Raw genomic sequence first — 20,469 nt, forward strand, 5'->3', positions numbered from 1 at the left:
TTTAAGTAGTATAATCTTGATTCATATTTTTTTCACCTTTTTTTAAAAAGAATGAAAAAACAGAGTGGAAAAAGGATTTTTGTTCTGTTATCGTATTCTTTACGCTAAATTTTATAGAGGAGATTAGATATCATGACATCAGTTAAAGACATTCGTAAGACGTTTTTGAATTATTACGCCGGAAAAGGTCATGAAGTCGTCGCCTCAAGCCCACTTGTTCCTCACAATGATCCAACTTTGCTCTTTACCAATTCAGGTATGGTTCAGTTCAAGAATAGATTTACAGGCCTTGAAGGTGGAAGCTATTCAAGAGCAACAACTTGCCAGCGTTCTTTAAGAGCTGGAGGTAAGCATAATGACTTGGAAAACGTTGGTTACACAGCGCGTCACCACACATTTTTTGAAATGCTCGGTAACTTTTCATTTGGTGACTATTTCAAAGAGCAGGCGATTGAATATGCTTGGGAAGTGATTACAAAGGAATTTGGGCTTCCGAAAGAAAAATTACTTGTGACTGTTTTTTCAGAAGACGATCAAGCTGCAAATTTTTGGAAAAAAATTGGGGGCTTTACGGATGATCGCATTATCCGTATTCCGACATCAGACAACTTCTGGTCAATGGGTGATACAGGTCCTTGTGGTCCTTGTTCTGAGATTTTCTTTGATCATGGAGATAAGATTCCTGGTGGTCCTCCAGGCAGTGCTGATCAAGATGGAGATAGATTCATTGAAATTTGGAACCTTGTTTTTATGCAGTTCGAGCAAGTGAGCCCTGATAAACGGATCAATTTGCCAAAACCATCAATTGATACAGGGATGGGTCTTGAGCGTCTTGCTGCGATTTTACAAGGAAAGCATGACAATTATGACATTGATCTTTTCCAGAAATTGATTGAGAGTTCTGCTCATTTCTCAAAAACCGATCCATATGGTGTTCACAAAAACTCACACCGCGTGATTGCGGATCACTTGCGGGCAACATCATTCTTGATTGTCGATGGTGTTTTACCATCTAATGAAGGCCGTGGATATGTACTGCGCCGTATTATGCGTCGTGCAATGCGTCATGCGCATTTGCTTGGGTGCCAAGAGCCACTGATGCATCAATTGGTGCAATCTCTTGTTGATGAGATGGGTGAACATTACCCTGAGCTGAAAAGAGGTCAGGCCTTGGTTGAGGAAACTTTACTCAATGAAGAACAGCGCTTTAAGAAAACGCTGTCACGTGGTTTGAAATTATTGGATGAAGAACTTGATCAGCTCGGTAGCCGTTCAACTCTATCAGGTGAAACAGCTTTCAAACTTTATGATACCTTTGGTTTTCCACTTGATTTAACGCAAGATATTTTGCGTGGTCATGGCAAACAGGTTGATACCACTGCTTTTGATGTCGCGATGGAAAAACAACGTGAAGAGGCTCGTAAATCATGGGTTGGTTCTGGCGAAAGTCAAACTGAAAATCGTTGGTTTGATTTGCGTCATCAATTTGGCAAGACTGAGTTTTTGGGTTATAAAACTTGCTCAGCAGAGGCGGCTGTTCTTGCGATTTGCAAATCAGGAGAGCCAATTGAAAAAGTATCCAAAAGTGATGACATTATTGAAATTATTACCAATCAAACACCATTTTATGGCGAATCCGGTGGCCAAGTTGGTGATATTGGTATTATTTCTGGCGCAAAAGGTCTTGTGATTGAAGTGGTTGATACGCAGAAGAAGCTTGGTGATTTGTTCGTTCATTACGGTAAAGTCATTGAAGGGACTCTGGTTGTTGGTGATTTTGTTGCGATGGAAGTGAATCAAAAGAACAGAAATGCGATTGCTGCAAATCACTCAGCGACTCACCTTTTACACGCTGCTTTCCATGAAGTTTTAGGAGAACAGGTGACTCAAAAAGGATCATTGGTGAATGCGGAAAAATTGCGTTTCGATGTGAGCATGAATCAGCCGATTGATTTTAAAACCATGCGTTTGATTGAAGCAAAAGTCAATGAGATGATTATTCAAAATGCTGAAGTAACAACGCGTTTGATGCCAACACAAAAAGCAATTGAAGCAGGTGCTATGGCTCTTTTTGGTGAAAAGTATGGTGATGAAGTCCGCGTTGTAACCATGGGTAAAAGCGCAGATGGGAAGTCGCATTATTCACTTGAACTTTGTGGTGGAACGCACGTGAAAAGAACAGGTGATATTGGTTATTTCAAATTCATTTCACAATCAGGTCTTTCTGCGGGTGTTCGTCGTTTTGAAGCGCACACAGGGCTGAATGCGGTAGTAGAAGCATCAGCTCAAGAAGAGACATTGATTGAGATTTCTGATGTTTTGAAAGCGCCCGTTCCAACAATTGTGTCGCGTGTTCAAGCTTTGGTTTCTGAGAAGAAAACAATGGAGCGTGAATTGTCTCTGTTGCGTCGCGATCTTTCGATGCTAAAAGGCGCAAGCACAGGTTCATCAGGGTCAGAAGGAATGAAGTCAATCCAAGGTGTTAATTTTGCATCACGTATTTTAGAAGATGTGCCGGCAAAGGAATTGAAATCTTTGGTTGATGAGTTGAAATCGTCTATGAAATCTGGTGTTGCAGCTGTTTTATCAATTGAAGAAGGCAAGGCTTCTTTAGTTGTAGGTGTAACAGATGATTTGATGGATCGCTTCAATGCTGTTGAGCTCGTGAAAGCAGGAGCGATTGTGATTGGTGGTGTTGGCGGCGGGGGAAGGCCTCAAATGGCTCAAGCCGGTGGCCCTAACGGATCAGAAGCAGCAAAAGCAATTGCAACCATTGAAACAAAAATTGCTGAGCTTGCAGCTGCTTGAAGATAATCTTAGTCCACGTCATCGCGAGCCGAACAACGTGAGGCGTGGCGATCTTATTGAGAGGATTGCCACGTCGCTTCCGTCTTTGCTGATGCTACGACGAGACGAGATGCTCCTCGCAATTGTAAGATAAATGAGTGCCGTCACTCAGAGGGCTCTCGAAAGAGAGCCCGTGGAGTCTCTGGAATATATCAATAAATATTGCACTATTTTCTAGTATTGCTGAGATTCCACGCCACCTCTTCAAGAGGTGGCTCTGAATGACGATTCTCTGAATATAAATCGAAGTTGATGACTGAATCATAAAACTTGTTTTTGAATTGAGGACTTTCTCACCAACATAGGAAACCTGTCAGATGCCTAAAAATGCTGCTCTCAAGATAGATTCTCTCTCTCAAGACCAAGCCTATTTTTGGGTTGATGGTTGTTATGGCGTTGGTGAGGCAAGTGACGTTCCTGTTTTAACTCATGCTCTCCATTATGGATTTGCAGTCTTTGAAGGTATCCGTGGCTATGGTGGCTCTTCTTTTGCTTTAAAGGATCATCTGGATAGACTCATTCTGTCAGCCGCAAGGCTTGGCATTTCTTCACCCTATTCTGCCTTAGAGCTGATAGACGTTGTCGAAGCACTTGAAGAGCAGGCTCAACTCAATCAATTTTATGTGAGACCACTTATTTGGACAGGCGGCAAAGCCATGGGGATTTCAGCGAGCAAAAGTGATGTTCATGTCGCGATTGTTTTGTGGAATTGGCAAGATCACTTTGCAGATATTCAGAAAAAGGGAGGGCTTCGTTTGATGATTTCTCCTTATGTGAGGCTCACGAATCAAATGGCGCCCTTACAAGCCAAGAGCTCTTTTTTGTATGGACCAAATGTGATGAGCAAAACAGTTGCAGAAAAAGAAGGGTTTGATGATGCTTTATCACTGGATGATCGTGGACGGATCATGGAAGGGACAGGCGCTAATATCTTTTTTGTGAAGGGGGATTGTTTGGTAACGCCAGTCCCAGATTATTTTCTGAATGGAATTACCCGGCAGACGATCATCGAGATCGCTCTGAAAAAGGGTCTGCGTGTCTTTGAACAAGATTTATTCTTGAGTGACCTGCCTCAGATGGACGAGGCCTTTTTGACAGGCACTGCTTATGAAGTTACACCCATTCAGCGAATTGGAGATGTCCGATTTGAGAGGCAGACAATCGCCAATCAGCTGAGAGATGATTACTTAAGCGTCGTCATTATCGATGGTTGTTGAACCAGTAGAGCGTGTATTGTTGAGAATTTTCAAAACGCCTTCGTAAAGGTAATCCCAGGCTGTAATCACTGTGATGATCGCTGCAACCCAAATGCCAAGAAGGCCAATGCTATGACCAGGAATTGTCCAAGGTGCAGAATCGCCAATAATCAGGAAACCAAGAGCAATCATTTGAACAGATGTTTTCCATTTTGCCATTTTGCTCACAGGAAGACGTACATGGATGGTTGCAAGGAACTCTCTAAGGCCAGAGACAACAATTTCACGTAAGAGGATAATCAAAGCAGGCAAAACTGACATGCCGGTGATTTTATTGGCAGCGACGAGTACAAAAAGAACTGTTGCAACAAGCAGTTTATCAGCGATTGGATCAATAAATTTTCCAAAATCTGATACTTCTTGCATGCTGCGTGCGAGATATCCATCCAGATAATCTGTAATACAAGCGATTGTAAATAAGATGAGGGCTGTCCAGGCTGCAAATTTTCCAGGAACAAGGATCATGAGAGCAATTAGAGGGATAATTGCAACGCGTGCGAGGCTTAAAATATTAGGAAGTGTTTTGAACATGTTTTTCTCATCCGTTTATCGTTATTTTTGGTTTTCCATTTTCTTTTTATCATAATATGTTTTCAATGAAAGTAATCATATATTTTTTTTGCGTAATTTGCACTAATTCCTTCAACTTTTTGTAACTCTTGCAAAGAGGCGGATTCAACTCCTTTTGCTGATCCAAAATAGTGTAAAAGTGCCTTCTTACGGGCAGGTCCAATGCCTGGAATCGCATCTAACGCTGAGCTAAACATTTTTTTCTCGCGTTTAGAGCGGTGAGATGTGATGACAAATCGGTGCGCTTCATCCCTGAGTCTTTCTAGGAAAAAGAGAATAGGATCGCCCTTTGTGAGATGAAATCCCTCACGATCACGCATAAAAAATGTTTCATCGCCAGAATTTCTATCTGGTCCTTTTGCAATTGAAATAATCGGGATGTGAGACAGATTTAATGTATCCATGACATTCATTGCAATTGAGAGTTGGCCTTTTCCACCATCAATCAAGAGAAGGTCTGGTAGATTGTTTGTTTCATCTTCTGAATTGCTGAGGCTTCCAGAAAAGCGGCGAGTTAGAACCTCACGCATCATGGCGTAATCGTCCTTCGTTTTTTCAGAAAATTGAATATTGAATTTCCGGTAGGCATTTTTTTGAAAGCCCTCATGTGTTGCGACAATCATAGCGCCAATGGGGTGTGTGCCTTGAATATGGCTATTATCATAGACTTCAATGCGTTTTGGATAAGATGGAAGTCCAAAGGTTTTTTGCAAATGAAGCATCAGTTTGTCTTGAGAGAGCTGCATGGACTGCTTGCGTAAGAGAGCTGCTTTTGCATTTTCAACACCACTTGCCAAAAGATCAAGTTTTGCGCCCTTTTGCGGTGTGATAATTTTAATGTTTTTTTCTTGTGTTTTGCCAAGCGTCTGCTTTAAAGCCTCTTCTAATAAGGCTTTATCTGGAAGCGTGACGGAAACACAAATTTCCTTTGGCGGCGTATGTGAGGTGTAAAATTGGCCAATGAAAGCGCTTAAAATTGCCTCATCAGATTCACCATCTGTATGAAGTGGAAAGTAGACGCGGTTCCCAAAGTGGTTGCCATTTCTGAAAAAGAGGATCTGGACGCAAGTTTCATGTTCATCTCGGTAGTGAGCAATCACATCAAGATCACCAATGCCTTCAAGATTGATATTTTGATGAGCTTGAATGGCGGCAAGTGCCTTGATTTTATCGCGAAATTGAGCTGCTTTTTCATAGTCCATGCTTTTGCTTGCTTGCATCATTTTTTCTGTGAGCATGTCTTTAACGGCTGAGCTTTTGCCGGATAGAAAATCAGTAGCCTGATTGACTTGCTCTGCATAGTCAGCAACTGTCACTTTTTTCACACAGGGCGCTGTACATCGTTTAATATAGTATTGAAGGCACGGACGTGTTCTGGTTTTAAAAACACTGTTTTGACAGTTGCGAAGCATAAAGGCTTTTTGGAGAGCGGTGATTGTTTCGTAGACCGCACTTGAGGATGGAAAAGGCCCAAAATAATCAGCTTTTTGTGTTTTAGCGCCGCGATGTTTCGTGATGAGAGGGTAGGGATGATCGCGTGTAATCTTGATGTAAGAAAAAGATTTGTCATCTTTTAATAGAATATTGTACTTAGGGTTGAGTGTTTTTATAAGATTGCATTCAAGAAGTAATGCTTCTGTTTCTGTGTGTGTATACAAAAACTCCATACTGCTTGTATGGGCAATCATTCTTTGAAGCCTATTTGGTAATTTCTGAGGCTGCGTATAGGAAAAAACGCGTTTTTTGACATTTTTTGCTTTGCCAACATAGAGAATATTTTGGTTAATATCAATCATGCGATAAACACCCGGGCGTTCCTCAAGAGAGGAAAGGTATCCTTGAATGACCTCTGCCCCGCGATCAATAGGTGAAAGGCTATGTTTTGAGCCTGAAATCGTAGTCATAGGTAAGGTGCCTCTATAGCCGTTTGTAAAATATTCTGTGTTAACCAAGATAAGAGCTTGAATTCGAACTAAAATCAGTATAAATATAAATGAGGATTTTATAAATAAAAAAAGACTCATTATTTTGAGCAGGAGGAAATTGAATTGCCGCAGGCTGGTGAACTGCCATATTTACGTGAAATCGTAATCTTGCTCGTCTCAGCTGTAATGGTTGTGACGATTTTTCATCGTTTTCGGGTTAGTTCAGTTCTGGGATATCTTCTTGTTGGCGCTTTTGTAGGGCCCTATGGTTTGCAAATCACAAGTGACGTTACGGAGGTTCAGCATTTGGCTGAGCTTGGTGTTGTTTTTCTTTTATTTACAATTGGCCTTGAACTCTCGTTAGATCGATTGTGGCAGATGAGGCGGCTCGTCTTTGGACTGGGTTCTGCACAGGTTGTTTTTTCGGCTTCAGCAATTGGTTTTATCGTTTATAAGCTTGGTTATTCATTGGAAGCTGCTGTCGTTCTAGGGGCTTGTTTTTCCTTGTCTTCAACGGCTATGGTCATGCAGCTTTTGGTTGAGGGTGGTGAATTTTCAACCAAGACTGGACGAAGTGCTTTTGCGATTCTGCTCTTGCAGGATCTTGTTGTTGTCCCGATACTCTTCTTGGTGAATGTTTTTGGGGCTCAATCATCTGAGTTTCTCTATATGGATCTTGCGATGGCAGGACTCAAAGCTTTAGGTGCACTTGCAGGTATTCTGATCATGGCGCGACTCTTCATGAGGCCTTTGTTTAAAGCCGTTGCCGGAACAAGATCTCCAGAATTATTCATGGCTATGAATCTGCTTGCTATTTTAGGAACAGCTTTGGTGACGGGCCGAGCGGGTCTTTCAATGGCCATGGGCGCTTTTTTGGCAGGTTTACTCCTGGCAGAGACCGAATTCAGACATCAAATTGAAACTGATATCAAGCCCTTTAAGGGCTTATTATTAGGTCTATTTTTTGTGTCTGTCGGTATGGGGATTAATTTCCACCTTGTGATGGATCAATATAAATGGATTGCTTTGGCTGTGTTCTCTCTTATTATGCTGAAGTCTTTCATTATCTTTATTCTCTGTTTGATTTTTGGTCAGTCAAAAGATGTTGCCTTTAGAGTTGCAAGTTTAATGGGGCAGGGTGGTGAGTTTGCTTTTGTTGTGATTGGGATCGCCAATGCACTTGGGATTCTGGATACTGAACTTGCTCAATTCATGCTTGTTGTTGCTACGCTTTCAATGGTTGTCACGCCATTCTTCTCCTTTATTGGTAAGCGTCTTATGCCTTATATGAAAAAGGTTGAAGTGACAGAGAGTCCTGTAACATTGCGTGCTGATCCAGATGATGTCTCTGATCTGGAAGGCCATGTGATCCTTGCAGGTTTCGGGCGTGTTGGACGAACAGTTGCAGCCTTGCTGGAGGCTCGTAAGATTAACTACGTAGGGCTTGACCTTGATGTGAAAAGGCTGACGGAACTACGTAAACACGCAATTCCTGTTTTTTATGGCGATGCAAGTCGTATCGAGGTTTTAGAAAAAATTCATGTTGAAAAAGCAGCAGCTATGGTGATCACGATTGATAATCCTGCTGCAGCCAGAAGAACTGTTCAATGTTTGCAGGAGCATTATCCTAATTTGCCAATCTTTGTGCGTGGTCGCGATTTAAAGCATACACAAGAGTTGATTGAATTGGGCGCAACACTTGTGGTTCCGGAAACGGTAGAATCAAGCTTGCAGTTGGCAGGGCAGGTGATTCATGCACTTGGGACCCCAATTGATGCTGTAAACCAAATGATTGAGCAGATTCGTGATACAAAATACACGCAGCTTTATAGTTTAAAACAGAGAGTTGAGATTGAAAAATAAGGATTCAGTTAAAAGAATGGGGTCAATCGATATAGGTGTTGAAGATCGTCATTGCTGTAAAGGTCACGTAATTCGTTGATGAAAAGGTTGTAAGTGCAATCTGTAAATACCGTTATGGTCACTAACTATGATTTTTAGCAGATAACCGTCATTCAGAGCCACCTCCTTAAGAGGTGGCGCCTGTCCCACCGAAGCTTTAGCGTAGGAGGATGGAATCTCATCTAATTAACAATTGAGCACAATTTTTATTGAGAGACTGCAGAGACTCCACGGGCTCCTGCAGGAGCCCTCTGAGTGACGGTTTTTTAGCTTTTCGTCAACGAATTATATGACCTTTACAATTGCGAGCCCTTTAGGGCGTGGCAATCTCATTATTCTCGAGAATGGCGTTGCAATGACGAGTATAAATTGTCCTTCATTTTTTTCATGCGTAGGACTAATTAAAAAAAAGCCCAAAATTCTTTTGAAGAGCTTTGTCTAAATCATTCATGCTGATGTTTATGTTGAGATCATGAAACGAAGTGACACCAAACTGTTTTAATCCGCAGGGAACAATGCCTGAAAAATGACTGAGGTCAGGGTTCACATTAATGGCAATGCCGTGCATCGTCACCCATTTTTTAACGCGTACGCCAATAGCCGCAATCTTTTTTTCTTGTCCCGTTTTGTCAATTACCCAGATGCCCACGCGATCTTTGCGTTGAAGGCCTTCAATGCCAAAATCTTTAAGAGTTAAAATGATCCAGCGCTCTAAATTGCAGATATAGGCTTTGAGATCCCGATTGTACTTATTGAGATCAAGCATCAGATAGGCAACGCGTTGCCCTGGTCCGTGATAGGTGAATTGACCGCCTCGACCTGTTTCATAGACAGGATATCCATTGTGGTCTAAAAGATCTTCTGATTTAGAACTCGTACCTGCTGTGTAAAGGGGAGGGTGCTCTAATAGCCAGACGAGCCCATCGCTCTGTCCGTTTTGAACAGCGAAAACTTCTTGCTCCATTTTGCCCAGAGCATCAGGGTATGAGATATGGTCAGGTGATATTTCCCATTTAAGCATTTTTGGTTTTGCTTTCTTTTCTGACATCAAATTTGGTGATGTAGAAAGCTGCAAGAATGATGATTGATGCGCCGTAGAGTGTTGTTGTATCAGGGGTTTGGCCAAAGGCAAAAAAAGCGATAATCGCTGTGATCGGGAATTTAGAGAAGCCAAAGGGGCTTAGGAATCCAGCGTCAGCCATTTGATAAGCTTTGGTGAGTGCATAGTGAGCCAGAGCTGCAAAACCACCTAAGGCACATAATTTAAAGATGGCATCTGATGCAATGGGATGCCAATCAGACAGAGCTGGGATCAAAGTTGCAGGTGTCATGAAAAGCAGCAAATAAAGGACCATTTTTTCAGGAGATTCTGTGGATGAAAGGGATCTTGCCATGAGTGATGAGGCTGAAAAACAAGCCGCTGCAATCAAAGGCAGAAAACTGTAAATCCCAAATTCGATGGAATGAGGTTGAATGATCACCATCGCGCCAATAAAGCCAATGATGGTCATTAAAAGTCGTTCTTTGCCAATCGATTCTTTGAGGAAAAATTTAGCGCCTAGAATTGAAAAGAAAGGGCCTGTTTGAACAAGTGCAACTGCTTGTGCAACTTTAGGAAGTGCTGCAATTCCGGTGTACCAGATTAAAACGCCAATAGCAGAGGCCAGAATTCGGCAGATGTGCAGAAGAGGTCTTTTCGTTTTTAAGAAAGAGGCTTTCTTTTGAGCCGCGATTATTGAGATAATGAATGGGAGCAAAAAGAAGAGAGCGAAGAAGTTTTGGAAAAAAGCGATCTGTGAAGGCGTTAGGTCTTGTGATAAGTTCTTCACAAAGATGTTGATAATTGAAAAGCAAGCCATAGAAAGACAAATCCAAAACATGCCTTTAACAGGAGAGTGAATGCGACCAGTTTGCAGATTTTGTGTTGGGTTTGACATTATTTTGCCTATAGTGAGGTATCAGCTCTTTTCCTTGTCTTAAAAAAGTATTATAAAGGATAAAGCTTAAATTTTGCAAGAGAAAACAATCAAAAATGGCGGATACCATGGCATTTATTAAAAAGAAAGAAGAAAAAATGACCAAATCATATAATACATTGATCATCGAAACAATTAACCAACATGTTGGTTTGATTCAATTAAACCGTCCTCAGGCTCTCAATGCCCTTTGTGATGAGTTGATGGAAGAGCTCTCAGAGGTGCTTAAGGTGTTTGAAGCCGATCCTGCGATTCGTGTAATGGTTCTAATGGGCAGTGAAAAAGCCTTTGCCGCAGGTGCTGATATTAAAGAAATGGCCGGGAAAAATTATGTAGATGCTTATCTGAATAATTTCATCAGAGGCTCATGGGCGAATGTTGCTGATTGCCGTAAGCCAGTCATCGCTGCTGTTTCAGGCTATGCTTTGGGTGGTGGATGTGAACTTGCGATGATGTGCGATTTTATCATTGCAGCAGATAATGCAAAATTTGGTCAGCCGGAAATTACCATTGGCACCATTCCCGGTGCAGGTGGCACACAAAGACTCACGCGCTTTGTTGGTAAATCAAAGGCGATGGAAATGTGTCTAACGGGCCGAATGATCGATGCAACTGAGGCAGAGCGCTCAGGTCTTGTGAGCCGTGTTGTGCCACTTGCGGATTTGCGGAGTGAGGCTATTTTAGTTGCTGAAAAGATTGCATCATTCTCAATGTTGCCTGTCATGATGATCAAAGAATCAGTGAATCGTGCTTATGAGACAACGCTTGAGGAAGGGCTGAATTTTGAGGCGCGTAACTTCCATGCAACCTTTGCAACAAAAGATCAAAAAGAAGGCATGGCAGCTTTTGCAGAAAAGAGAAAACCTCAATTTAAAGATCAATAATATCTATTCGCAAAGGATTTAAAATGACAAAATCAATTTCAATGGTTCAGCTTTCAAAAGATTTTCCTGATTTCAAAGGGCTGCTCGGTGTGCCTGATCAAGAAAATGCTCCAGGTCTTTTGATCATACAGGAAATTTTTGGGATCAATCATGTGATGCATGAACTTGTGGAACATTATACATCGCTTGGATATTTAACACTCTGTCCTGATTTGTTCTGGCGCTTTCAGCCAGGCATTGTTCTTGATGATCGTATTGCAGAAGATTGGAAAGAGGCCAGCCACTATTATCAGCATTTTTCTGTGGATCAAGGCATTGAGGATTTAAAAATCGGTCTAAACTATCTGAAAAATCATGACTCTTGTTCAGGAAAAGTGGGTTCAGTTGGATTTTGTTTGGGAGGACGCCTTGCCTTTTTGATGTCAACCAGAAGTGATGTTGATTGTAGTGTGAGTTACTATGGTGTTGCCCTTGATCAGAATTTAAATGAGGCAAGCCAAATCAAGAACCCTTTGCTTTGTCATTTGGCTGAACTTGATCAGTTTGTGCCCGCAGTTGTTCAGACTCAGATTCTCAAGTGCTTTGCGGGTAGTCGATTGGTGACGTGTCTTCAATATAAGGGAATGGATCATGCCTTTGCTCGGAAAGGTGGTAGTCACTATAATCAGCAAGAAGCCGAGAGAGCAAATCAAATAACGCAGACATTCTTGCAGACTCACTTAAGATAGGTGTGAGAGACTGCTCTGAAAATTGTCTACTGTCACTCAGAGGGCCCAAAGGACCCGTGGAGTCTCTAGAATTTCTCAACAGAAATTGTACTAAGTTTCTGATTTAATGAGATTCCACGTCGCCTAACGGCGACTCTGAATGACGGAGCTGGTTATTGTTTCTCTTGCATTATGAGTTTTGCAGCAGTCTCGTGTGAATGATCAAAAAAAACCGGAGCATAGCTCCGGCAAGTTTAACAGGGAGGTCTCAATTCAAAGCCTGATGGCCTTGCAAAAGAGATGATATTGGGAAATCCCAATATCATATTAAATTTATGCTAAAAAAATCACAATGTCAAGGGGAAAAATGTTCTTGGACATTTTTGCAGGTGAAGCCTCTGTCTAAGCCATGAGATGGTGAATCTACGCAATAGTCAATATTATTTTTTTACTATTTTTACTTTTTTGCTATTGAAATATTCTGAGATTGATATAGATATAATAGATAGGGTTATTATAAATGAGGCTAGTCATGACTGCAAAACAAGTAAAAGTATCAACTGATTACGAACCAACGTCAAAAGAAGAGTTTATGAATGACAAAATGCTTGCTTATTTTAAGCAAAAGCTTTTGGATTGGCGTCGTGAGCTTGTGCGTGAATCGAGTGAAACATTGATTTCAATGCAGGATGATGGCGGCATGCAAGAGCCAGATTCTGTTGATAGAGCTTCTGCAGAAACAGATCGTTTCCATCTTCTCAGAACAAGAGATCGCGAAAGAAAGCTGCTTAATAAGATTGACCAGGCTTTAAAGCGCATTGAAGATGGATCATATGGATATTGTGAAGTCACCGGTGATCCGATTGGCGTTGAGCGCTTAAAGGCGCGTCCGATTGCGACCATGAGTCTTGAAGCGCAAGAGATGCATGAGCGGAAAGAAAAAGTCTATCGCGACGAGTGAGTTTTTTCGGTTACCCCAGACTTCCGGCAGGATATTTCTCTATTCGTTATTCAGAGCCACACCCTAGAGGTGTGGCGTGGAATCTCTAGGATATAACAAATAAGTCCAGTTTATATTGATACTTTGCAGAGATTCCACGCCACCTCTTAATGAGGTGGCTCTGAATGACGATTCTTTGAATTCAATATCAAAGTTGATAACAATTACAGCACTTGTTAAAGCGTTCTCATCTTACGGATGAGTTCTTTTTCAACGTGCGGTGAGACGAATTTAGAAATATCGCCTTTGAGCAGGCAGACTTCTTTCACAAAACGAGATGAGATGAATTGATATTGTTCTGATGCCATCAGGAACACTGTTTCAATTGACGTGTTGAGCCGGGCATTCATGCCTGCCATCTGGAATTCGTAATCAAAATCTGTAAAGGCTCTGAGGCCGCGAATCAAGATATCGGCGTTGTTTTGTTCTGCAAAATGCATAAGTAGAATGCCAAAATCTTTCACTTTGATGCGAGAATCATCAACATCAGTTGCGATTCGAATTTCTTCTTTCACGAGTGAAACACGTTCTTCTGATGAAAAGATCGGACCTTTGCGGTCGTTCGAGGCAACGCCGATGATTAAATGATCAACGATCTTGAGCGATCTGCGAATGATGTCCATATGTCCGTGCGTGATTGGGTCGAACGTCCCTGGATAGATTCCACATAATCCCTTTTTCAATTTAATCTCCTTTTGGTTCACATATAGCCATTAGAGAAACGCCAAAAGGGAATTTTATCTTTGGGACAAAAAATCTCTCTAAGCCAAAAATCATTTTTAATGCAGAATTTATAATTGGGTTCACAGGACTGGAATCGGATTGAGGATTCTGCTGATCAATCCCACTTACCATCACTTTTAATTGTCGTATAGACCATATAACCGGGAAGAGGAAAAAGTTAAAATAGGAGATGTAATTTACATGATATTCAGCTTTTTCAAAAAGTTGTTTTAAATCAGATTGATTATAACGGCGCTTATGGTGCACAAAGATATCGTGAGAAGACCATAGAAATTGAAATGCTGGGACGGTGATTAAAATTTTTCCACCAGATTTGAGCTGTTTTCTGAGCACTTGGAGTGTTTGGAAATCATCTTGAATGTGTTCTAACACATCAAACATCACGATCAGATCAAATTTTTTGCCTTTAAAGGTTAGATCCTCAGGGAGACTCCCTTTTTGAACATCTTTGGCAAGGCCTAATTGTTGTGTATACTCAACAGCAATGTCGTGTGAATCTGTTGCATAAACAGTACCATATTTAACCAGCACTTCTAGATTGGCGCCAACGCCAGATCCAACTTCCAATATTTCTATCGGTCTTGTGAAGTTAAGACTTAAAATAACCTTTGAGATAATATTGCGCCTTGCAGCGTACCACCAATGATCCTTCTGGATCTTAGCCATTATGTGGTATTCCAAGATATTCATCAGTCCTCACTTAGTATTTTTATTGACCCATTATACGTCACTTTGAGTGATAAAAATACTGAAATATACGTAATGGGCCTTTATGAACTTGTTGACACTTTCATCATGAACGCGTTAGAATTTGACTCGTCTTCATTAGAATTACATAAAAAGTATAAAATGACCTTCTATACAACATTTGAAAAAACCCTTGCAGCCAAAAGAGTATTTATTACTGGACATACAGGATTCACGGGGTCTTGGGCATCTTTATGGCTTCAGTCCATTGGTTCTCAAATATCTGGTTTTTCGCTGCCTCCAGAAACATCGCCATCTCTGTTTGATGAGTTGAAGCTTGCTGAAGCAATACCCACGACTTTTGGAGATATTTGTGATTTTGAAACTTTGAAAGATGCAATTGCTTCCTTTCAACCTGATCTTATATTGCATCTTGCAGCACAACCTCTTGTGCGTCGTTCATACAAAGAGCCATTGAGAACTTTCTTAGTTAATGCACAAGGCACGGCTCATGTCCTTGAGGCTGCAAGGCAGGTAAAAAGTGTTAAGGGTGTTTTGTGTATTACAACAGATAAAGTCTATAAAAATAATGAATGGCCCTGGTCTTATCGCGAGAATGACCCTCTCGGTGGAAAAGATCCATATAGTGCTTCAAAAGCTTCAGCTGAAATGGTTATCCAAAGCTATATGTCTTCTTATCCATGGCAGGAAGATCAAGGTCCAGCAATTGCGATTGCACGTGGAGGAAACATCATTGGTGGTGGTGATTGGTCAGAGGATAGGCTCATTCCTGATTTTGTAAGGTCTGTGACACAAAATCATCCAATGACCTTGCGGTATCCTGATGCAACAAGACCGTGGCAACATGTTTTGTCTCTTGTCCATGGCTATTTCATGATTCTTGCGGGATTGATAGAAGATCCTGCTTTAGTCTCGAGAGCTTGGAATTTAGGGCCAGAAGAGTTAAAACAATATTCTGTGCGTGATGTTCTTGAACGAATGGCACAGCATTGGAAAAGACCTGATTTGAATTATATGGACGCGCCACTGCCTGAAGCTTGTGCTTTGGCTTTGGATAGTTCTCTTGCTCGTAATAAATTGAACTGGCAAGCAACTTGGAATACTGAGCAGGTCATTGAAAAAACAGCAAGTTGGTACAGAGATTATTATAAAACACCTAATAAGGCTTTGAAAATCACCGTAAATCAGATTAATGCGTTTCGTGAGGGATTAGTTCTATGATTTTTTTAATTGGAGGGCGTGGTAGGCTCGGACAAGCTCTGATGATGGAGTACTCAGATAAGCAACCGGTTTTGATTGATCGAGTCGTTTATCAGGATTGGTGGAAAGAAGGTTCTGAGAAGGAAATTTTTGAGTATTTTGAACAAGAAGATACAGATGATGCGGTTATTTTTGTGACAGCGGGTCTCTTAGACCCGACTCTTCCAGCAGATGATCTTTTGCGCGTTAATTACTTGTTGCCGAAAAATATTATTAAGGGAACAGCTGCTTTAGGCATTAAGGTTGTTACTTTTGGTACAATTATGGAAGAATTCGGTGAAAGTGACAATTCTTACATTCAAAGTAAGTGTGCTTTAAGCGCTTTTGTCAAAGATCAGCCTTTTGCGCTTCATATCAGAATTCATACTTTGTATGGAAATGGAGCTCCAAGTTCTTTTATGTTTTTGGGTCAGATGCAGGATGCAATTCTGAAGGGCAATCCTTTTAAAATGACTTCTGGGAATCAACTTCGTGAATATCATCATATTGAGGATGAAGTGAAAGCTATTAAGAAAATCGTTAACAGTTCTGTGAAAGGAGTATTTAATCTCAATCATGGTGATCCAGTTGCTTTAAAGGATATTGCACAAATTGTCTTTACAGCCTTTGGAAAACAGAACCTCCTTAAGCTTGGAAGTATTCCTGATCCAGTTACTGATAATTTCAATCAAAGATTTGAAAGACCTTCTATTCTAGAAAATAGTCGGTTTAGAAGTGCAGTGCCAGGGATTTTAAATTATTTACAAGAAAGCATAGGTCATAAAACTGTTTCTAAGGGGCATAATAAAAGACCCCTTATTTCAATTTCGATTCCTGTCTTAAATGAGGCGGATAATATTGAGCAGCTTTATGCAAGGCTTGTTGCAGTTTCTGAGACAATGAAAGATCGTTGTGATTTAGAATTTGTTTTCTCAGATAATCATTCAGATGATGATACTTGGTCGTTACTGAGAAATCTTGCAGCAAAAGATTCAAGAGTCAAGGCGATTCGTTTTTCTAAGAATTTTGGTTTTCAGCGTTCAATCCTTGCAAATTATCTGCATACAAAAGGGGATGCAGTTATGCAGATAGATGCAGATCTTCAAGATCCTCCTGAGATGTTAGAAATGTTTTTTGAGCAGTGGCAACGAGGGTTTCATGTTGTTTATGGAATTCGTAAAAAGCGCCAAGAAGGATGGATGATTAATCAGTTTAGAAAGTTGGGCTATTGGCTTATTGATAAAATTAGCGAATATCCAATTCCTAGAGATGTTGGTGATTTTCGGTTGATCGATCGCAAAATCATTACTGCAATCTCTGAGATGAAAACGCCAAGTCCTTATATTCGAGGTATGATTGCAGGTGTTGGTTTCGATCAATGTGGTATTCCATATGAAAGAAATTGTCGTGTTGCAGGGAGTAGTAAATTTAATCTGATACGTTTGATTCGTTTGGGTCTCACCGCTGTTTTTAATCATTCAACAATTCCATTGAGGGTATCATCCTTCTTGGGTGCTTTGATTCTTGTTATGACAACATTGGGTGCTTTGTATTATTACATTCTCTATCTGCTTGAGTCTGACTTGCCGCGAGGCTTTACAAGTACCCAGATTTTAATCTTATTCGGTATTGGCCTTAATTCATTTTTCTTGGGAATCATTGGCGAATATCTTTTAAGAATTTATCTTCTTCTCAGATCAGAACGTCTTGCTATCGTTGAACAAAGTATTAATTTTTCACCTTCAGAACTTAAGTTATAAAGGACATATAAATGAAAGTTGTTATTCTTGCCGGTGGACTTGGCACTCGTATTGCAGAAGAGTCAGATTTAAAGCCAAAGCCGATGATTGAAATTGGCGGAAGGCCGCTTCTTTGGCATATTATGAAAACGTATGCTCATCATGGCATGAATGATTTTGTTATTTGTCTTGGTTATAAAGGCTATATCATCAAAGAATTTTTCTTTAACTACTTTAAACATATGTCAGATATGACAATTGATTTGAAAACAGGTGAGCATCAGATTTTAAAAAATCATGCTGAAGATTGGCGGATCACCCTTGTTGATACAGGGCCAGAGACCATGACAGGTGGCAGGCTCAAACGCGTTGCACCTTATCTTGACAATCAGACTTTTTGTTTAACATATGGTGATGGTCTTTCTGATATTAATCTTTCAAAAGAACTGTCTTTTCATAAGCAGCATGGGAAATTAGCAACGGTTGCTGCCGTTCAGCCACCAGGTCGTTTTGGTGTTCTAAACATTCAAGATTCAACGCAGTCTGTTTCGAGTTTTGATGAAAAGCCAAGTGATGAAATTGGTTGGATTAATGGTGGTTTCTTTATCCTTGAGCCAGCTGTTGTTGAGTATATTGAAGGCGATAGCATATCTTGGGAACGAGAGCCATTATCAAATATAGCAAGGGATGGTCAATTGTCAGCTTTTCAACATAAGGGTTTCTGGCAACCTTGTGATACTTTGCGAGATAAGCGTGAGCTGGAGTCCTTGTGGATTTCAGGGAAGGCACCTTGGGCGAATTGGTTATAAGGATGAATAAGAATATACACTCTGAAAAATATTTACACTATGTCTTGCTGTTTTTGATTCCATTTATCCTTTGTTATTCCTCCACTGAATGGATGTTTACGAAACTGGGATATATCGATCCTTTTATATATGTGGGTTATGGTATAAATTATAGTGACCCGACGTTTCATAATTGGGGATATAAGATTACAAGATTGCCTTGGATTTTATATCAATCGATGGCTTATCAAACTTTTGGTGCTCTATATAGTGCTTACTTTGTTCATATTTCCTGCTTGTTTCTTGCAATTCTGTTTACATATAAAGCGCTGAGTCGACTGCTGAAGCCAATGAGTGCATTTTTTGGATCAGCTCTATTAGGCTGTTTGACAATTTTCCATGCTTCAGGTGGAGCAGATTATCATAATACACTGGCCGGATCTTTATATGCGATGTCGTTTTATTATTTTTTGTGTGCAATAGAGGAGCGCACTCAGAAATCTTATGTTATTTTTGGAGCCGTTATAGCTCTTACGATTCATACAAATATTACCATGATCAATTTAATACCGGGCTTATTATTTATTTGGTATCGGTTGCAGCCTGCCGCTTTTAGCAAAAAGAATGTTTGGGTTGTTTTGAAATATTGTTTCTATGGTGCGCTTGCAGTCACGCTATTGCTTTCTTTGATTCAACTTTCTGTTGGCAGAACGCCTTTCTTTTTTCTGTCTATATTAAAGTTAGTTGGGACTTTTGTTATCGATACGTCTCATCAAACAAGTTGGTGGCAGCCATGGTCCTCATTATGGTTTTTAAAAGCCGATTTTCTTTATGTTTTACTTTATTTGATAACAGGCATTTTTAGCGGCCTCATTTTGGGTCTTGGTTGGGTCTATCACAGATCTGATTCTCATGCGCCATTTTGGACAAGGCAAAATATTTTGATAGGATCGTATCTTGTATCATTCGGTATATTTTTGATTTGGCAAACAATTGGTCATACGGCATTGCAGCCCGAGTATTTTGCTTATGTGTTAATTATACCAATGATTGTCGCGATTGCTGGGATGTTTGAAAATATTTACATAAGCGAGAATAGGGTGCTGAGTGTTTTTTTCTCTTTGTTTATTGTCGTGTGTTTTTCTATTCCACTTCTATTTGATACAATCTTAAGTCGGTTCTTACATGAGGCGATCAAGAGTCCAGTGGCCTTAGTGATCATTTTATGGTCCTTAAGCTTTATTGTTCTCTTATCTAGTAGAAGGTTTCGTATTATGCTTGTTGCTCTGCCGTTGTTGATGGGGTTTGCGAATGCTGAATATAAGGCGAATGATTATAGAGAGACAACTGTGCCTATTGCGAAATGGGCAAAGGTGTCTTTAATTCATGCAAATCAAATGCTTGTTGATAAAATGATTTCTTTTCGGGTTGATAATAAGCCTGCAAAATCACGAGCGATCTATATAGATATTAAAGTTTGGTTCCAATATGGTGATATGATTGAAGTTAGTGGCAAAAATGTTAAATTGAGTGATTATGCGATGTCTCTTCGGTCTACAGGGCTTGGTGATTTATCACCTCCTTGGCCTTTAAAGCCTATCATGGATATTCCCATTGAGGACCTCCAAAAGGCCTATAAGAAAAAAGCAATGATTGTTTTGGTGACAACCTCAGATCAACCATTGAAAGATTTACAAATCCGAGTGACAGCTATGGGAAAAAAATTGAAAAAGCTTGAAAAATTCACAGTCCCTTTTGGACCAACTGAAGTGCCTTTTGAACTTCTTACGATCACGGATTAATGAGAAGTTGAAATTCTTTGATATAAGAAGGAGTCAGGTCGTCTCTTTCATCTTTTTTCTGTGCGAGTTGCGCTTGCACAGCATTCCATTTTTTTGTAAAATCTGAGGTGGCTTCAGGTAAAGTATCCAGCATTTTGACTGTTTCTTCATGTGGTCCATTGCAATAAAGTGGCAAGTCACATCCTGCATCTAGAATACGCGCTGCACGCTCATGAAATGGTCCTTCTAATGCGCCCATATCAATCGCATCTGAAAAAAGAATGCCTTTAAAAGAAAGTTCACCACGAATAATCTCAGTAATTGCTTTTTGAGAATGAGTGACGGGTTGATTAGGGTCAACTTGCTCATACACAATATGCGCTGTCATGGCACAAGGCATATG

17 protein-coding genes are annotated in these 20,469 nt (G+C 40.4%); 10 read left to right on the forward strand and 7 right to left on the reverse strand.

The window, feature by feature from the left end; genetic code table 11:
• Nucleotides 1-132: 132 nt before the first annotated feature.
• Nucleotides 133-2,808 carry an alanine--tRNA ligase gene (gene alaS, locus KBF71_03535; protein ID MBP9877387.1) on the forward strand — a complete coding sequence of 892 codons (2,676 nt, stop codon included), beginning with the start codon at nt 133-135 and terminating at the stop codon, nt 2,806-2,808.
• 356 nt (nt 2,809-3,164) lie between these two features.
• Entirely contained in the window at nt 3,165-4,064 is a 900-nt protein-coding gene (locus KBF71_03540) for an aminotransferase class IV (protein MBP9877388.1), read from the forward strand.
• Here KBF71_03540 and pgsA read toward each other — a convergent pair.
• Nucleotides 4,035-4,634, reverse strand: coding sequence for a CDP-diacylglycerol--glycerol-3-phosphate 3-phosphatidyltransferase (pgsA, locus tag KBF71_03545; GenBank protein MBP9877389.1), 600 nt, complete (start codon nt 4,632-4,634; stop codon nt 4,035-4,037). The genes KBF71_03540 and pgsA overlap by 30 nt on opposite strands.
• A gap of 62 nt (nt 4,635-4,696) precedes the next feature.
• Nucleotides 4,697-6,568, reverse strand: a complete 1,872-nt coding sequence (gene uvrC, locus KBF71_03550; protein ID MBP9877390.1) for an excinuclease ABC subunit UvrC — start codon at nt 6,566-6,568, stop codon at nt 4,697-4,699.
• Nucleotides 6,569-6,721: 153 nt separating this feature from the next.
• Between uvrC and KBF71_03555 the strand changes: the two genes are divergently transcribed.
• Nucleotides 6,722-8,461: a cation:proton antiporter gene (locus tag KBF71_03555; protein MBP9877391.1), complete on the forward strand. Its 1,740-nt coding sequence runs from the start codon at nt 6,722-6,724 to the stop codon at nt 8,459-8,461.
• A 436-nt stretch (nt 8,462-8,897) separates the two neighbouring features.
• On the opposite strand, the gene lipB is transcribed toward KBF71_03555, so the two are convergent.
• Both lipB and KBF71_03565 read right to left on the reverse strand, forming a co-directional pair.
• Complete coding sequence (gene lipB, locus KBF71_03560; GenBank protein ID MBP9877392.1) at nt 8,898-9,548, reverse strand: lipoyl(octanoyl) transferase LipB; 651 nt, start codon at nt 9,546-9,548, stop codon at nt 8,898-8,900.
• On the reverse strand, nt 9,514-10,437 hold the full coding sequence (locus KBF71_03565) for a DMT family transporter (GenBank protein ID MBP9877393.1): 924 nt from the start codon (nt 10,435-10,437) through the stop codon (nt 9,514-9,516). Before KBF71_03565 ends, lipB begins: the two co-directional genes overlap by 35 nt.
• Before the next feature lie 137 nt (nt 10,438-10,574).
• Here KBF71_03565 and KBF71_03570 point away from each other — a divergent pair, with 137 nt between their 5' ends.
• The 3 genes from KBF71_03570 (at nt 10,575) to dksA (ending at nt 13,028) form a co-directional block, all read left to right on the forward strand.
• Nucleotides 10,575-11,360, forward strand: coding sequence for an enoyl-CoA hydratase (locus tag KBF71_03570; protein MBP9877394.1), 786 nt, complete (start codon nt 10,575-10,577; stop codon nt 11,358-11,360).
• Between the two features lie 23 nt (nt 11,361-11,383).
• Nucleotides 11,384-12,088: a dienelactone hydrolase family protein gene (locus KBF71_03575; protein MBP9877395.1), complete on the forward strand. Its 705-nt coding sequence runs from the start codon at nt 11,384-11,386 to the stop codon at nt 12,086-12,088.
• A 511-nt stretch (nt 12,089-12,599) separates the two neighbouring features.
• On the forward strand, nt 12,600-13,028 hold the full coding sequence (gene dksA / locus KBF71_03580; GenBank protein ID MBP9877396.1) for an RNA polymerase-binding protein DksA: 429 nt from the start codon (nt 12,600-12,602) through the stop codon (nt 13,026-13,028).
• Nucleotides 13,029-13,243: 215 nt separating this feature from the next.
• On the opposite strand, the gene coaD is transcribed toward dksA, so the two are convergent.
• Nucleotides 13,244-13,756, reverse strand: coding sequence for a pantetheine-phosphate adenylyltransferase (gene coaD, locus KBF71_03585; GenBank protein MBP9877397.1), 513 nt, complete (start codon nt 13,754-13,756; stop codon nt 13,244-13,246).
• Nucleotides 13,752-14,477: a class I SAM-dependent methyltransferase gene (locus KBF71_03590; protein MBP9877398.1), complete on the reverse strand. Its 726-nt coding sequence runs from the start codon at nt 14,475-14,477 to the stop codon at nt 13,752-13,754. The genes coaD and KBF71_03590 overlap by 5 nt, the downstream gene beginning before the upstream one ends.
• Nucleotides 14,478-14,660: 183 nt before the next feature.
• Here KBF71_03590 and rfbG point away from each other — a divergent pair, with 183 nt between their 5' ends.
• The 4 genes from rfbG (at nt 14,661) to KBF71_03610 (ending at nt 20,087) form a co-directional block, all read left to right on the forward strand.
• The gene (rfbG, locus tag KBF71_03595) at nt 14,661-15,740 is read left to right on the forward strand and encodes a CDP-glucose 4,6-dehydratase (protein MBP9877399.1); all 1,080 of its coding nucleotides are present in this window, start codon (nt 14,661-14,663) and stop codon (nt 15,738-15,740) included.
• 791 nt (nt 15,741-16,531) lie between these two features.
• A complete protein-coding gene (locus tag KBF71_03600) occupies nt 16,532-17,518 on the forward strand; it encodes a glycosyltransferase family 2 protein (protein ID MBP9877400.1) in 987 nt (328 codons plus the stop codon).
• A gap of 11 nt (nt 17,519-17,529) precedes the next feature.
• Nucleotides 17,530-18,306 carry a glucose-1-phosphate cytidylyltransferase gene (rfbF, locus tag KBF71_03605; protein MBP9877401.1) on the forward strand — a complete coding sequence of 259 codons (777 nt, stop codon included), beginning with the start codon at nt 17,530-17,532 and terminating at the stop codon, nt 18,304-18,306.
• A 92-nt stretch (nt 18,307-18,398) separates the two neighbouring features.
• Nucleotides 18,399-20,087, forward strand: coding sequence for a glycosyltransferase family 39 protein (locus KBF71_03610; GenBank protein ID MBP9877402.1), 1,689 nt, complete (start codon nt 18,399-18,401; stop codon nt 20,085-20,087).
• On the opposite strand, the gene KBF71_03615 is transcribed toward KBF71_03610, so the two are convergent.
• The coding region (locus KBF71_03615; GenBank protein MBP9877403.1) for a hypothetical protein at nt 20,077-20,469 on the reverse strand (393 nt) is incomplete at its 5' end. The two genes, KBF71_03610 and KBF71_03615, sit on opposite strands and share 11 nt — an antisense overlap.

Source organism: Alphaproteobacteria bacterium (assembly GCA_018063245.1).
Taxonomy (GTDB): Bacteria; Pseudomonadota; Alphaproteobacteria; order JAGPBS01; family JAGPBS01; genus JAGPBS01.